Origin of the sequence: Glutamicibacter sp. NPDC087344 (assembly GCF_044744225.1) — a bacterium.
In the GTDB taxonomy this organism is placed as follows: domain Bacteria; phylum Actinomycetota; class Actinomycetes; order Actinomycetales; family Micrococcaceae; genus Glutamicibacter.
Map to the genome: position 1 here is coordinate 89,619 of NZ_JBIUXY010000002.1, position 14,512 is coordinate 104,130.

At 59.4% G+C, this 14,512-nt stretch carries 14 protein-coding genes; 6 read left to right on the plus strand and 8 right to left on the minus strand.

Features of this window, described 5'->3' with window-relative positions:
• Window positions 1-308 precede the first annotated feature (308 nt).
• Window positions 309-1,067, minus strand: coding sequence for an ABC transporter permease (locus tag ACIOWL_RS03420; protein ID WP_400381722.1), 759 nt, complete (start codon window positions 1,065-1,067; stop codon window positions 309-311).
• A 283-nt stretch (window positions 1,068-1,350) separates the two neighbouring features.
• Between ACIOWL_RS03420 and ACIOWL_RS03425 the strand changes: the two genes are divergently transcribed.
• Entirely contained in the window at window positions 1,351-1,569 is a 219-nt protein-coding gene (locus ACIOWL_RS03425; RefSeq protein WP_400381723.1) for a hypothetical protein, read from the plus strand.
• Between the two features lie 135 nt (window positions 1,570-1,704).
• Here ACIOWL_RS03425 and ACIOWL_RS03430 read toward each other — a convergent pair whose 3' ends face one another.
• The 4 genes from ACIOWL_RS03430 to ACIOWL_RS03445 all read right to left on the minus strand — a co-directional run bounded on the left by ACIOWL_RS03430 (window position 1,705) and on the right by ACIOWL_RS03445 (window position 5,550).
• Complete coding sequence (locus ACIOWL_RS03430; RefSeq protein ID WP_400381725.1) at window positions 1,705-2,460, minus strand: ABC transporter ATP-binding protein; 756 nt, start codon at window positions 2,458-2,460, stop codon at window positions 1,705-1,707.
• Entirely contained in the window at window positions 2,457-3,440 is a 984-nt protein-coding gene (locus ACIOWL_RS03435) for an iron chelate uptake ABC transporter family permease subunit (RefSeq protein ID WP_400382388.1), read from the minus strand. Before ACIOWL_RS03435 ends, ACIOWL_RS03430 begins: the two co-directional genes overlap by 4 nt.
• A 55-nt stretch (window positions 3,441-3,495) precedes the next feature.
• Window positions 3,496-4,476 carry an ABC transporter permease gene (locus ACIOWL_RS03440; protein ID WP_400381726.1) on the minus strand — a complete coding sequence of 327 codons (981 nt, stop codon included), beginning with the start codon at window positions 4,474-4,476 and terminating at the stop codon, window positions 3,496-3,498.
• Window positions 4,477-4,563: 87 nt separating this feature from the next.
• On the minus strand, window positions 4,564-5,550 hold the full coding sequence (locus tag ACIOWL_RS03445; protein WP_400381727.1) for a siderophore ABC transporter substrate-binding protein: 987 nt from the start codon (window positions 5,548-5,550) through the stop codon (window positions 4,564-4,566).
• Between the two features lie 303 nt (window positions 5,551-5,853).
• On the opposite strand from ACIOWL_RS03445, the gene ACIOWL_RS03450 reads away from it, so the two are divergent.
• Window positions 5,854-6,450, plus strand: a complete 597-nt coding sequence (locus tag ACIOWL_RS03450) for a GNAT family N-acetyltransferase (RefSeq protein WP_400381729.1) — start codon at window positions 5,854-5,856, stop codon at window positions 6,448-6,450.
• 79 nt (window positions 6,451-6,529) lie between these two features.
• On the opposite strand, the gene ACIOWL_RS03455 is transcribed toward ACIOWL_RS03450, so the two are convergent.
• A complete protein-coding gene (locus ACIOWL_RS03455) occupies window positions 6,530-7,318 on the minus strand; it encodes an IclR family transcriptional regulator (protein WP_400381731.1) in 789 nt (262 codons plus the stop codon).
• A 248-nt stretch (window positions 7,319-7,566) separates the two neighbouring features.
• Between ACIOWL_RS03455 and ACIOWL_RS03460 the strand changes: the two genes are divergently transcribed.
• The 4 genes from ACIOWL_RS03460 to ACIOWL_RS03475 all read left to right on the plus strand — a co-directional run bounded on the left by ACIOWL_RS03460 (window position 7,567) and on the right by ACIOWL_RS03475 (window position 11,468).
• A complete protein-coding gene (locus ACIOWL_RS03460; protein WP_400381732.1) occupies window positions 7,567-8,661 on the plus strand; it encodes an alcohol dehydrogenase family protein in 1,095 nt (364 codons plus the stop codon).
• Between the two features lie 44 nt (window positions 8,662-8,705).
• Window positions 8,706-9,755: a proline racemase family protein gene (locus ACIOWL_RS03465; protein ID WP_400381733.1), complete on the plus strand. Its 1,050-nt coding sequence runs from the start codon at window positions 8,706-8,708 to the stop codon at window positions 9,753-9,755.
• A 205-nt stretch (window positions 9,756-9,960) separates the two neighbouring features.
• Entirely contained in the window at window positions 9,961-10,278 is a 318-nt protein-coding gene (locus ACIOWL_RS03470) for a hypothetical protein (RefSeq protein ID WP_400381735.1), read from the plus strand.
• Window positions 10,236-11,468, plus strand: a complete 1,233-nt coding sequence (locus tag ACIOWL_RS03475; RefSeq protein WP_400381737.1) for a HipA domain-containing protein — start codon at window positions 10,236-10,238, stop codon at window positions 11,466-11,468. The genes ACIOWL_RS03470 and ACIOWL_RS03475 overlap by 43 nt, the downstream gene beginning before the upstream one ends.
• Window positions 11,469-11,562: 94 nt before the next feature.
• On the opposite strand, the gene ACIOWL_RS03480 is transcribed toward ACIOWL_RS03475, so the two are convergent.
• Window positions 11,563-12,531 (minus strand): quinone oxidoreductase family protein, encoded by a 969-nt coding sequence (locus ACIOWL_RS03480; RefSeq protein WP_400381739.1) that lies wholly within the window; start codon window positions 12,529-12,531, stop codon window positions 11,563-11,565.
• 216 nt (window positions 12,532-12,747) lie between these two features.
• On the minus strand, window positions 12,748-13,998 hold the full coding sequence (locus ACIOWL_RS03485) for an MFS transporter (RefSeq protein ID WP_400381741.1): 1,251 nt from the start codon (window positions 13,996-13,998) through the stop codon (window positions 12,748-12,750).
• Window positions 13,999-14,512: the final 514 nt, after the last annotated feature.

The window sequence follows — 14,512 nt, forward strand, 5'->3', positions numbered from 1 at the left end:
AATGGCCGCAGCGTCGTTTACTCTAGGGCGCCATGATTTGCTTGCCTATGCCTCTAAGTTTTGGGATGAGCCAGAGCGGATGACCAATCCCTGAGAGCAAGGAAATAGGGACATGCGTCGCATTGCTGGTGACTGGTCGCGGGAGTGACCCACGCACGGAAAATCCAAGGATAACTCGGGGCTGTGGATCTTTGAGGTTGCCTGTTGTAGGCATGAAACGAGAGTAGGCTCTGCATCATTCCACCGTCGAATTCGCTCGCGAAGGCCGGGAATGACTCATCTCGGACAGCGTTGTGCCGAGGCGTGGTTCAGATCGCCGGCACCGTGCGCTGGCCAACCCGACGTTCGATGAGCTCCGCGATCACACTGACGGCAATCGCCTGCACCACCATGAGGTTCACCAGCACGATCAGCTGAACCAGCCCAGCTTCAAGGGGGCTGGCTCCACCCAGCACCAGACCGACAAACGCGCCGGGCAGCGTCACGGTTCCCACGGTGCGGGTCTGGTCGATGCCCGGCAGCAGCGCCTCGGAAGCGACCGGTCGGGCGATCAAGTTCCGGGCATCACGGGTGCCGAAGCCCAGCGCGAGTGCCGCCTCGACCTCCCCGGCGCGCTGCTCCAACTCCTGGTGCAGCCGTCGTCCGGCCAGGTTCACCGCGCTCATCGCCCCGCCGATCAGCTGGCCCACCACGGCGATCATCGCCAGCGCGGAGAAGGGAAGCACCCCGAAACCAAGCATCAGGCCAACTACCGGAAGGACCCCGGCAAGGATGGCGCTGGCCGGAACCCACCAGGCGAGGTGTCCGATGCGCCGGGTCGCGGTGAGCGTCGCCACCACAAGCATCAGCAGCAAAAACGCGCAGGCAAGGGGCCAGGAACGGGAAACCTGGCTGATCACCAGCGCCACCAGGATCATCTGAACCAGTGCCCGGGCGACGGCGAAAACTACCTGCTTGACGGGCATCCGCAAAAAGTAATGGTTGATCAGTGCCGCAGCGGCGGCCGCGACCGCCAGCATGACCCACATGCCAGCCCCGGTGTTTAACAGGGAACCATTCGCTCCCATTGGCGGCCCTCCAGCTCGTTGAACGGCGTGAAATAGCGCCTAGGTCATATCTTAGGTGGCCAGTGCCCCACGGGGTCTTGCGAACCCACGCGTGGTATCGAGCGAGTCAGGGTCGGTGAAATGCCTGCAGCCGGAGCCGAGTATAAGGAAATATAAGGAAGTATAGGAAAAATTTATACTCCTATATATTTTCCTATACTTTGGACGTGCGCGTGCAACCTCTGAAGCAGCCTAAGGTGGAATCACTTCAAGTATTGTTGAACTTGCGAGGGAGTTCTGGCGAATGAGCACTAGCCGTCCTAAGAGTCATTCCGCATTGGGATACAACAAAAACAACCTGATCGGCATGAAACGCGACGAGCTCCTCAAAGGTGTGACCGTGGAGATCGGCAAGCCGGACATCAAACTTATGGAAGCCGAACGTGCTTTCGGCAACAACAGAAGTCAAGTTGCGCAAAGCGCATTGCAGGCGATTCTCCGAATTCAAGACGCACGCCGGTAGCCAATATCAAACCTCTGAAAAAGCGGTGCTCACAGTCAGAAAGTGACTGTCAGCACCGCTTATTTCGTGAACTGCTAGGTGAACCAGCAGGACGCAGGTACTACCCACCAGCCTAGGATTTCGGTGTCAGCCTGCTTAGTAGTAAACCGCCAGCGGGCCCTGTGGTCCGTCGATCACCCGGACCGGGGTTTCAAACACATCGCTGAGCACCTCGTCGCGCATGATGCTCTCCGGGGTGCCGAACTGCACCACCTTGCCCTGTTTCATGGCACAGATGTAGTCCGAGTAGTGGCCGGCGAAGTTGATGTCATGCAGCACAATCACGATGGTCCGGTTCAACTCCACGGCGGCGCGTTTGAGGTGGCGCATCATGATCACCGAGTGCTTCATGTCCAGGTTGTTCAGCGGCTCGTCAAGAAGCACGGTGTCGGTGTCCTGGGCCAGCACCATCGCGACGTACGCACGTTGGCGCTGGCCGCCGGAGAGCTGATCCAGGTAGCGGCCCTCCAGCTCGGAGAGGTCCAAGAAGTCGATGGACCGCGAGATGATTTCTTCATCCTTCTGGGTCAGCCGACCCTTCGAATGCGGGTAGCGGCCGAACCCCACCAGCTGGCGCACGGTCAGGCGGGTGACGAAGTGATTCTCCTGGCGCAGGATCGAGACAATTTTGGCCAGGTCCTTGGAGTTGGTTTTGGTGACGTCGTATCCGGCCACCTCGATGCTGCCCGAATCGATACCCAGCAGGCGTCCGACCATGGTGAGCATGGTGGATTTGCCGGCCCCGTTCGGGCCAACCAGTGCGGTGATGCCACCGGTGGGGATCTCCAAGGTGATCGGGCCAATGGAGACCGAGGACGAGTACTTCTTGTGGACGTCGTTGAGGGTGATCACAGTCGTCCCTTTCGCAGGATGAAGATGAGGAAGGTAATGCCGCCGACGGCTTCAATGATGATGCCAACGACACCCTGGGCGTAGAAAACGTTTTTCATGACGAAGTAGGACCCGGCCAGCACCACAAACCCGGACAGGAATGCCATCGGGTAGATGTAGCGGTGGTCGTAGGTGTCGGCCAACTGATAGGCCAGGGTGGCAACGAGGAAACCCAGGAAGGTCAGCGGTCCCACCAGCGCGGTGCTGACCGCCATCAGGATCGAAACGAAAAACAGGGTGATCATCACCTCGCGGCGGTGGTTGATACCCAAGTTGATGGTGGTTTCCTTGCCCAGACCCACGATGTTCAGCTTTTTGGAACTTGCCAGCAGGTAGCCGCCGGCCACCAGCACCAGCGGGATCGCCAGCGGCATGTAGCTCATGTCCGCGTTGGTCATGGAGCCGAAAAGCCGGGCGGTGAGCACATCGAATTCGCTGGGGGTGAGCATCCGCTGCATAAACGTCGCCACGGATCCCAGCCCGGTGCCGATGATGATGCCGACCAGCAGCATGATCTGGATGTTGCCGAGTTTGCCGGAGAGCAGCCAGCCGTACAGCGCCACGGAGAGCGCCACCATGATGCCCACCTGCAGCGCGAACTGGCCGATGCCGGTGAAAAAGGTAATCCCGGCGACGCCCAGGAAAAACACCGCACCGGTCTGCACCACCCGGTACAGCGCCTCGAAACCCATGATGGACGGGGTGAGCAAGCGGTTATTGGTGACGGTTTGGAAGGCAACGGTCGCAATGGCCTGCGCGGCGGCCACCAGCACCATGGTCAGGATGGTTCCGGCCCGCATTTTCGCGATGATCCAGAATCCTTGGGTGCCCAACGGCATGGGGTTATCCCACGCCAGCAGCCCCATGGCGAAACCGAGCGCCAGCACCACCATGATGCCCAGGGTGATCCAGTAGCGTTTGCGCACCTTCGTGGTCGGCATGGCCCCGGAGGTTCGGGCAGGGGAATGGCCGGAGTGCACCGGCGAAGAAATCAGGTTAGCCACGTTGACGCTGCCTTAGGAGCATGAGGATGAAGACGACCGAACCCAGGACACCCAGGATCAGCGAGACCGGAATTTCAAAGGGAGCGATGATGGTGCGCCCAAGCAGGTCGCAGGCGGTGGTGATGGCGATGCCCAGCAGGCACACCCACGGGAGGTTGCTGCGCAGGTCGTCGCCGCGCCACAGCGACACGAGGTTGGGCACAATCAGCCCCAGGAAGGGCAGGTTGCCGATCACCACGGTCACCACACCGGTGGCCACCGCAATCAGCGCGGTCCCCAGCAGCATCACGTTGCGGTAGTTCAACCCCACGTTGGTGGCGATCTCCTCACCCAGCCCGGCCACGGTGAATCGGTCCGCGACGATGAAGATCGCCACGGCCACGATCGCCACAATCCACAGCACCTCGTACTGCCCGCGGATCACGGAGGTGAAGGAACCGGCCAGCCAGATACCCAGCGACTGCAGTTTGTCCGTGGTCAGCGCCAAGAACGTGGAAAACGCCCCGACCACCGAGCCGAGCATGATGCCCACAATCGGGACGGTCAGCGAGGCCTTGAGCGAGACCCGGCGCAGGAACAGGAAAAAGATCATGGTGCCGGCGAAGGCGAAAACGATCGCCACGGCCATCTTGGACAGGATGCTTGCCTGCGGGAAAAGCACCAGCATGACCAGCAGGCCCAATCCGGCCCATTCGGTGGTGCCGGTGGTGGTCGGTTCCACAAAACGGTTCTGGGTCAGCAGCTGCATCACCAGCCCGCTCATGGCCATGGCCGCTCCTGCGAGAACCAGTGCGATGGTGCGGGGGACGCGGGTGATGGCGAACATTTCGGCGCCGTCCTGTGCGCCGAAGATGTCGTAGACCCCGGTGAACAGGGAAATGGCCAGGAGGATGAGCACGCCGATGATACCTAGGAGCAACTGCCAGCTGAGAAGCTTGCCTTTGGTGCGGGGTGCGGACAGGGTGGGTGTCATGAAGCCGCCGATAAATGTGTGGTGATGGTACAAAGTGGCGGGACCGATGCCGGCCCCGCCACTTTTACGCTGTGTAGCGCGTTTGGATTATTTTGCCGCTTCCAGAGCGTCAGCGAAGTCGTTGAGGAATTCGGTGTAGGTCTGGATGCCTTCGTTGGTGTAGGTGTCAGCCGGCATGATGACGACGTGGCCTTCCTTGGCGGCGGTGACGTTCTTCAGCGCCTCGGAGTTCTCCAGCAGTTCCTTGGCAGGCTTGTAGCCTTCTTCTTCGGCGCCAACTGCGGCGTCGCGGTCCATCACGATGATCCAGTCCGGGTTGGACTTGGCGATGGCCTCGACGGAGACATCGTCGCCCTCATGGTCGGTGGAGGATTCCTCCACCTCCAGAGCCGGGGTCAGGTTCAGGAAGTCGAACAGCGGGCCGACGGTGCGACCGGTGGTTGGAGCCGAGTAACCCAGCTCGCCGCCGGAGGTGATCAGGCCCATGACGGTGTCTTCGGTGTTGTAGGCGTCGGTGACGCGCTTCTCAGCGGCCTGCAGCTCGGAAACCAGTGCGGCCGCCTCGGTCTGCTTGCCGAAGACCTCACCCAGCGCGGTGGTCTGGCGCTCGAGTTCGCTGTCCAGCGGCTCGCCGTCACGTGGGTCGAGGTTCAGGATGGTGGCTTCTGGAGCCAGTTCCTTGAACTTGTCGGCGAACTGGGTGAAGCGCTGGCCGTTGATGATCAGGTCAGGCTGGACGGCGACAACTGCTTCCAGATCTGGTTCGCGGTGGTTGCCCAGGTCAACGATCGAGGAGTCCTTGGTGTAGGCGATGGTGTCCGGCATCAGCGCGACGGCTGCGGCCTTGAGCTCTACACCCCAGTCGGACAGGGTTTCAAAGGTGCGGTTGTCGGTCGCGACAACTGACTTCGGCGGAGTAGCAATGGTCTTCTCGCCCTCGTTGTCCGTGATGGTCACGGTTGCGGCGGAAGCTTCGGTGCTTTCCGGTGCGGACTCGGCGTTCGAGCCGCAGGCGGTCAGGGACAGGGCGGCGATGCTCAGCAGGGCGGCAGCGCGAAGCTTGATGGAGGCCATGGATTCCTTTGTGTGGAAGCAACCGGATGGTCGCTGGAATGATTGATCTAAGTATTAGCTTAGCCTTAGCTTTAGGTAATACGTGAAGCCGCTGTCCTGTTGAATGAGACACATGTAAATAGGGTTGGGTAAGCAAACATTGTCAAATCCTCGAAGGTTTTGAGGTGCTGACAAGTGCGTTTGTGACCTATTGTTGGGTAATTTCAACCGAAATTAGTCGGCTAATTATTACAGACAACTACGCTATCCATTACCGTTCGTGGACAAAATCGGTCGGTTGAGCGCATGTAATAAGCTTCATATATGGAAGATTCTTTAAGCAAAGTGGCGTGGCCTGTCGCAACAAAGCGCTTAACTTTGCGCCGGCTTGAATCGGCGGATCTCGAAGCGACCTGGCGTTACCGGCGATTGGCCGAGGTGACCGAATGGATCACCGCCGCTCCGGCGACGCTGGAGGAATATACCGAACACTTCCTTGAAGGTGGACGCCTCGAGCGTGACGTGGCCGTTGAATTGAGCAACGCGGACGGTACCCGGACTCTGATTGGCACGGTCATGCTCAAGGTGCACGACGGTTGGGGCCAGCGTGAAATCCTTGATCAGACGCACAGCGTTGAAGCCGAAATAGGCTGGAGCTTCGATCCGGCCTACGGGCGTTTGGGTTACGCCACCGAAGCGGTTCAAGCCATTTTGGAGCTCAGTTTTGGCGCGTTGGGACTTCGCCGGGTGGTTGCCGAAAGCTTCGCCGCGAATGAACCGTCATGGAAACTGATGGAACGCGTGGGGATGCGCCGGGAGTCCTACAACCTGCGTAATGGCCTGCACCGAAATGGGCAGTGGATGGATGGCGTGGTTTATGCGATGCTCGCCGAGGAATGGGGGCAGGCCCCAGCTGTGTAATAAGTTCTACCTCGCGGGGTTTCGCGCTGCACAGGGTGCGGGATTTCCTTGCCCGGGAACTGCCTGGTGCTGTCGGGGACTAGAGGGAGGAGCTTTCTGTCCGGGCGGCGGTAATCGTGTGGCTTACTTCGGCGCTTGCGCGCTGCAAGCTCTCAACGATGTTTGGTGTTCCTTGGAGTTTCATGCGTTCAGCTGGGCCATAAGCGGCCATGGCTCCGATCAGCCGGCCGGATGCATTCCGTACTGGAACGCTGATTGAAAAGAGTCCGATTTCCAATTCGCCGTCAAGGACCGCATAGCCCTGTTCTCTGATGTTGTGCAGTTCGATCAACAGGCTCTTGGGTGAAGTGATCGTTTTGTCGGTAAATTTTTCAAGCGTGGCCGGCAGCAGGGCTAGGACTTCTTGATCCGAGAGATCGCTGAGCATGAGTTTGCCTGAGCTGCTCGCGTGCGGCGGGAAGTGGTGGCCTACAAATCGTTCTTCGATGGAGAGGATGCGCTGAGCTGATCCCTCCGAGACGATATCGAAGTGGCCGTTGGCTCCGCAGAGGGCAAAGTTCACGGTCTCATTGATGTGGCGCGCGTAGTTATCCAGGATCGGCTGCAGCTTTTTGGCTAACCCCTGGTTGAGGTGCGGCAGGCGGCCAAGCCGGATGAGCTCCCAGCCAAGCCGATAGGTATTTTCACTTCGCTCCACGTAACCTGCGATTTCGAGGCTGAGCAGCATGCGGAAAACCGTTGGCCGCGAATTCCCGGTTGCCTCGGCCAGATCCGTCGCCGAGGCGCCGTCGGGAAAATCTGCTAGCGCCGAAAGGACACTCAATGCCTTGAGTACCGACTTGTTCGCTAGATTATTTGGCTCGTCCATTAGCCTTCAATACCTACTTTTCGCCTCAGAGTACGCGTGCGCCTATCTTTTCATATCCGTCGGCGAGAAATGGTCAGGCATGTTTGACCGCAATCCTTGACAGGCTTCTTCGGCAACCGCAGAATGTATGTAAAGCGTTCAGTTCTTGAACTCTTGTGTTCAATTTATGAACGAAATGCCAGAAGGAATCAACCTGCCCTACCGCCAAGCAGGCGGTCGTTGCAGACCGAGGAAACCGAGGAACTCCCATGCCCGTCAACGAAACGATGGCCGCCGTACTACTCACCGGGCACGGTGGGATTGAAAAACTTGAATACCGATCCGATGTCGTCGTTCCGGCACCCTCGGCTGGAGAAGTCTTGATTCAAGTGAAGGCCTCGGCGATCAACAACACCGATATCAATACCCGCATTGGCTGGTACTCCAAGCAGATCACCGATGCCACGGAGAACGGAGCGGCATCGGGTTATGACCACACCGATGAGCAGGACGCGAGCTGGTCGGGAACCTCGCTGAACTTCCCGCTGATCCAAGGCGCGGACGTGTGCGGTGAAATTGTGGCCGTTGGCCAAGGGGTAGACGCTTCTAGGATTGGGGAACGAGTTTTGGTGCGCAATATGCTTCGCACCTATGTGGATTATCGACCCTTCGAATGCTGGACCTTCGGCAGCGAATGCAACGGCGGATTCGCCCAGTATGCCGTAGCTCCATCCCGTGAGACCTACAAGGTCGAAAGCGACTGGACCGACGAGCAACTGGCCGCAATTCCTTGCGCCTACTCAACGGCGGAACTCATGCTGGACAGTGCACAGGTCGCTTCCGGTGAGCGGGTCCTCATTACCGGCGCATCCGGCGGGGTCGGGTTGGCCGCGGTGCAACTGGCCAAACGCCGTGGTGCATACGTGATCGCGCAAAGCTCCACTTCCAAGGCTGACGCGCTCCGTGCGCAGGGTGCTGACGAAGTGCTGCACCGAGATGCGGACTTGTCTCAAGCCTTGGCGGAAAAGGTCCATGTTGTCTTGGACGTCGTCTGCGGTGAGGGGGTCGATGCGCGACTGGCCGCATTGCACCGCGGTGGACGCTACGCGATTGCCGGTGCGATCGGCGGACCGGTCGCACCGATCGATCTGCGCACGATTTACCTCAATGATCTCAAGGTGCTTGGCTGCACATTCCAGGATGATCATATTTTCGAGAACATCATTGGCTACGTTGAACGCAATGAAATCCGGCCGCATGTCTCCAAGGTTTATCCATTGGAGCAGATTGCCCAGGCGCAGCAGGATTTTCTGTCCAAGTCCCACATGGGCAAGTTGGTTCTTGTTCCGCCACCGGTCAACTGAACACCACAACATCGAATGCACAGCGAGGAGTAAAGGTTCAAAAAATGGCTTTCAAACGAATGATCGACGCGGTCGAAATGCACGAAGGGGCCCCGCTGCGTGTGATCACCAGCGGTGTGCCAACCATTCCCGGAGATTCCGTGTATGAAATGGCGAAGTGGATGGAAAAGAACGATGATCAGCTGCGTAAGCTGATGCTTCGTGAGCCCAGGGGCATCCCCGCCTTGTGCGCCAACCTCATCGTGCCGGCCAAGGACCCGCGCGCTCAGGCTGGCTTCATCATCATGGAACAAACCGAATACCCCATGATGAGCGGGGGAAATGTCCTCGCTGTGGCCACGGCCCTGCTGGAGACCGGGCTGATTGAGATGCACGAGCCGACGACCCAGTTCAATTTGGAGGCGCCAGCCGGTTTGATCCCTGTGACAGCAGAATGCTCCAATGGCAAGGCAACTCAGGTGACCTTTCAGAACGTCCCATCCTTCGCGGTGTACCTCGATCGGGTGATCGAGGTGCCGCATCTGGGGAAAGTGAGGGTAGATGTGGCGTGGGGAGGAATGTTCTACGTCATCATCGATGCCACGCAGTTCCCTGGCCTGGAACTGATTCCGGACAAGGGGAAAGAGATCATCAAGATCTCTGCCCTGGTGACCAAGGCGGCGCAGGAGCAACTTCCAGTTGCGCACCCTGACTACCCGGGTATTGGCATCACCTTGTCGATCATGCACGAACCGTCGCCTACCGAGGGCAAGGATATTCGCACCTCAAACGTCATGCTCTCGGGAGAGGTAGACTTCAACCGGCCGGAAACCTGGACCGGAGCACTCGACCGGGGGTGCTGTGGCACGGGCACGAGCGCAATCATGGCCGTGGAGCACGCCAAGGGCAAGCTGCGGGTGGGTGATACGGTGCTGAACGAAGGATTGCTGGGGATCACCTTTACCGGGAAAGTTCTCCAAGAGACCGAACTGCATGGGCGTCGGGCTATCGTTCCCACAATTGGCGGCCAGTGCTGGATTTCTGGATTCAGCAAGTACGTTCTTGAGTCGACGGACCCCTTCCCCGAGGGCTACACCATCGGCGACATCTGGTGAACGCCGCCGGGTGCGCACTTTAAAGACCGTTCACATCAAAGGTGCACAACAAGAATGCATAGCTGGGCTGCAAACCAGCAAAGCTGAGGCCCCTGCCGGTGCGCGCCGACGGGGCCTCAGCTTCGTCGGTATTTGCCCGGAATTATAAGGCAGCCCTATCTGGCGCACCGGCATCCGGTGCTGACCCGGCGGTATACTTGGACCCATGAATAGCCGCCCTTTCATTCACACCCACGAGCGTCTGGCACAGGTGCTTAGGGATGCGCGTGAGCGGTCGGGGATGACTCAAGAGCAGCTGGCGCAGGAAACGGGTGCTGAGCTTCAATTCATCGTGGATCTGGAACTTTCGCACCCCCGCGCCGAGATCGGCTTGGCGATGAATGTACTGGAAGCGGTCGGTGTTCGAGCGCGGTCGATTCCCAGCTACCCGACGTGGATGTTCGGTGACGATGGTCGCCTGAAAAACAAAGGCGCGCGGCGGTGGCTCGCGCCCTCGAAGCATGGGTTGACGGGGGACATGTAGGACAATTTATCCGCGACCAAAACCGAGTGCGTTTCAACTACAACCAGGACGCACCGAGCAGTCCCATCTCCTTGTCTCTGCCACGCGACGGCACGGCCACGAAAAATGCCGCGGGGAAGTACCTGGACAATCTGCTGCCTGACAATGAACGAGTGCGGGAACGTTGGTCGCAAACTCTTAATGTGCCCAACGAGCCAATGGGACTGCTGTCGCACATGGGTACTGACGTCGCCGGGGCATTGGTTCTGCTACCAGAGGGTGGTAGCCTCGACGAAGCCAGCAGCGTCGAACGTCCCGCAGGCGACGATGAGATTGCCGATCGTATCCTCTCGATAGGTAATGATCCCGATGCGTGGCTTTCCCGAGAGCTGGTCAAGGTCGCTCGTGTGTCAATGGCTGGCGCCCAAGGCAAGTTCACTCTTGCACAGAGCTTCGGCAGATGGTACTGGTCAAGCCCAAATTTGCCGTCCACTCACATCCTTAAACCGCTCACGAGGTTCCAAGACGCTCCAGCTTTGGAATCGGGGTCGTTGGCTCTGGCAGGACAGGCGGGAATCGAAGCTCCGCACGCTGAGTCTGTGAAGTTTCTTGGACAAGAGACTTTCATGGTGGAACGATTTGATCGTGATACCAGCGGGCCTGTCACCAGGCGTATCCCAACCGAGGATTTCGCGCAGGCCCTGAGCCTGAGCCCAGGGCGGACATATCATGTAGATGTGCGAGACATCTTGCAACTGCTTGAGCGCTATGCAGACCCCGAGCAAAAGTACACGTTCATCAAGATGCTGGCGTTCAACACTGCGTTGGGGAACGCAGATGCCCACGGCAAGAACTACTCGGTGTTCCTGAACGACGAGGTGAGGCTGACACCGTTGTACGACTCGCTGCCGACTCAGGTGTGGCCGGAACTCTCGGACAAACTTGCAATGAAGATCGGCGGAGCGGATACCGCCACCGAAATCACCACAGGCAACTGGGCGAAAATGGCCCGCGCCAACGGGCTGGATTCGGAGCGAGTTGTCCATTTAGCCCAGTCGACCTCTGACATTGTTTATGAGTACGCGGTTGATTTGTTCCGCTCTGCAGGAGCCGGTGACCGGACCTGCGACACGGCGGCGCGCCTGGTGGAGCGAACAACGCGGGGTACTCGGAGCCAGCCCCACCGGGTAGAGCGCACAGGGATCGGCTGACGAAAGTTCGGCCCAAGAAACTTCTTCAGACTGGGCAGAACTGCGTTTGCTGAAGCTTGTGCAGTTGCACCTGCCTCCGGCGTGGAAAGCGGCGCTAGGGGATCAGGACCAGCGCGCCGGTGGTTGCCCGCGACTGAAGGTCGGTGTGTGCTTGCCCGGCGTCGGAGAGGTGGTACCTGCCTCCTACATTCACCTGCAGCGAACCATCGTTGATGGCGTTCAAGACATCGTTGGCCCGCCAAAGAAGTTCTTCGCGATCGCGGGTGTAGTGGCTGATTGTTGGCCGCGTCAGGTAGAGCGAGCCGGCCGCATTAAGCTCTTGGGGATCCAGCGGCGGGACGGGGCCGCTGGCCGCGCCGTATAGTGCCACGGTGCCGCGAATTGCCGTGGCCTCCAGCGAGGCGCGGAAGGTGGTTGCACCGACACCGTCGTAGGTTGCCGCTACGCCGGTGCCATCGGTCAGCTCCCGAACCTGCGCGGCGAGGTTCGGGCCGTAACGCAGCACGTGTGTTGCGCCGGCCAAGCGTGAGGCCTCTTCTTTAGCGTCGCTGGAAACTGTGGTGATGACGGTAGCGCCGCGCGCCACGGCCATTTGTGTCAGCAGCAGGCCAACACCACCGGCTCCCGCATGGATGAGCACCCGGTCGCCTGGTTGGATCGCATAGGTAGACGTCGACAGGTAGTGGGCGGTCATGCCCTGGGCGAGGCTTGAGGCGGCCTTCGCCGCATCCATGTTGTGCGGGACGGGCACGGCGGCTGCGGTCGGGACCAGGGCGTATTCGGCATAGGAGCCGTAGGGCGCCGTCCAGGCAATGCGGTCGCCAACCGAGAAACCAGCCGTTTCGTCACCCACCGCTTCGATCACGCCGCAGGCTTCGTCGCCGGGAATGAATGGAAGCGGCACCGGGTAGATACCCTCACGGTAGTAGGTGTCAATAAAATTGACGCCAATGGCTTCGGTGCGGACCAGCAACTCGTCGGCTCCGGGCTTCGGCTCGGGTCGCGAGACGTACTTCAGGACCTCAGGTCCGCCGAATTGCGTCATCAAAATTGCGTGCATCAAGTTGCCCTGCCCGGATGGAAGGTTGAGGTGGACGCGATATCTGTACGGTTGGTCTCCAACGGACGACAGGTCGATGTGCTGCCAAAGGCAGCGTCGTGGGAGTGCGGAAACCAACCGCCAGAGGCAGCCGTTGCGTCCAGCATGCAGCAGCCTCCTCGCGAGAGCTGCAGGCTACAAAGATAGCTTAGACCAAAGATCACTAAATGACTATAGCGTTCATTCTTTGATCATAGCTTTGGGGATGATTTCCATCAGCATGGTGATCGGTATGGTTGGGACACGCGGCTTGATCCAGCAGGCGGCGATTCCACACAGGGCGGCCACGACAAATGGAGCGACGGCTCCCATCGAGGTCATGAGGACCCCCAGTAGGGGAGTCGCAGCGGCTTGCCCCAGGGCAATAACAAGAAATGACATGCCCACCCCCATGGACGGTGCATGACGGTAGACCTCGGTGCCCCAGATCAGCAAGAACCCTGAGGTGGTCGTGTAGGCGGCGCCGAAAAGCGCCATTGAAGCGATTGCCGACATGGCGTTACCGGGAAAAACTACAAGCAGCAGGGTTGCTCCACCGATGCTGAGGCAGCCGATAGCCCAGCAGCGCACCAGCCCATAACGGGATGTCAGCATGCCAGCCGCGGATCCGACCAAGCCGCTGGCGCCGAGAAGTACCCAAGCCATGGTGGTCACCCCGGAGGTGTGTTGCCCGGCGGTAATCATGAAGTCCCGTCCGAAGGTCAGCATCGAGGTTGATGAGGCACCCAGTAGTGCGGAGGCTGCGAGCAGGCGTGCGCTGCCGGTGGGAAAGAGCGGTTTGGGAAACATTCGTTCCATGAGGCCGCCACGTGGATGCTGCCTCGGCGCCTGGAAATCCGTGGCGCGACGTGGTGCGCTGCGCGCGATCCACACGGTGGTTGCCAAGGCGAGGACAGCGAAGAACAACCATGCCAGTCGCCATTGGCTTGCCGCCATCAAGGCCACCGGAACGCTGATGACCACACCGACCCCGGCGCCTGAATTCACCATTGTTTGCACACGGTTTTGGTATTTCGAAGCCACGTTCTCAGCGATCACCGTCGCCATTGGCGGGGAGACCAATCCGGTGCAGAAGCCGGTGGCGCAGACCGCGAGCCCCAACGCACCTGCATTTGGCGCAATTGCGATACCCGCCATGGAGGCGGCGGCCAGAATCCCCGAGGTGATGACCAGTGTGCGGGCACCCACCGCGGCGGTCAGGACCGTGGCTGCGATGATCGCAATGCAGTAGGAGATGTAGGAGGCCGAGGCGAAAAGGCCAATGACCGCGGGGGATAAATTGAACTCGGTACGGAAAATCGGGATAAAAAATCCGTAACCGAATCGGGCCAGTCCATAACAGACGGCAATGATCGCGATTCCAGCACCCGCGAGGTTTAGCGTCGGGTTTGCGCTCAGAGGCTTGCGCGCTCGGAACAGGGCAGTTTTCACTTCACCTTCTCGAAAAGAGATTTCTAAACATGGAATTGGGCAGGCTCAAGCACCTGCGGGCAGGCCTTGAATGGGCATGCCGGAAAAACCCGGTATGAGCCGGGATAGGGAAATCTTCGGAGCAGCCGCCGCTACCGCGCGTGGGGTAGCGGCGTGATGGGCGTTCGAGCCGAAAGGTGGTTGATTCCACCGCTGATACAGGACATGCGCGGTGTCATTGAGGGTGCGACGCGAGGACATGCTGTTCTCTGTGAACAGCAAGTATTGCCACGGTGGCTGAAGGGGCGCATGATGAGGCTCCGCGAATCACTAATGCGAAGGGGAAATGGTCAATCAGTGATCGAACTAAACGTTATGTGATCACCAATCTACGGATAGCGTATCGTAGCGAATCGGACAATGCTAGCCACCATTTGAGGAAGATCCAGGCTGCGCTGAAGCGTCTTGCCGCCAGCTGCCAAACGTCGTTCGCAGCATGGCGTAAGGCGCAGAATCGATCGTGCTTCTCACCGCT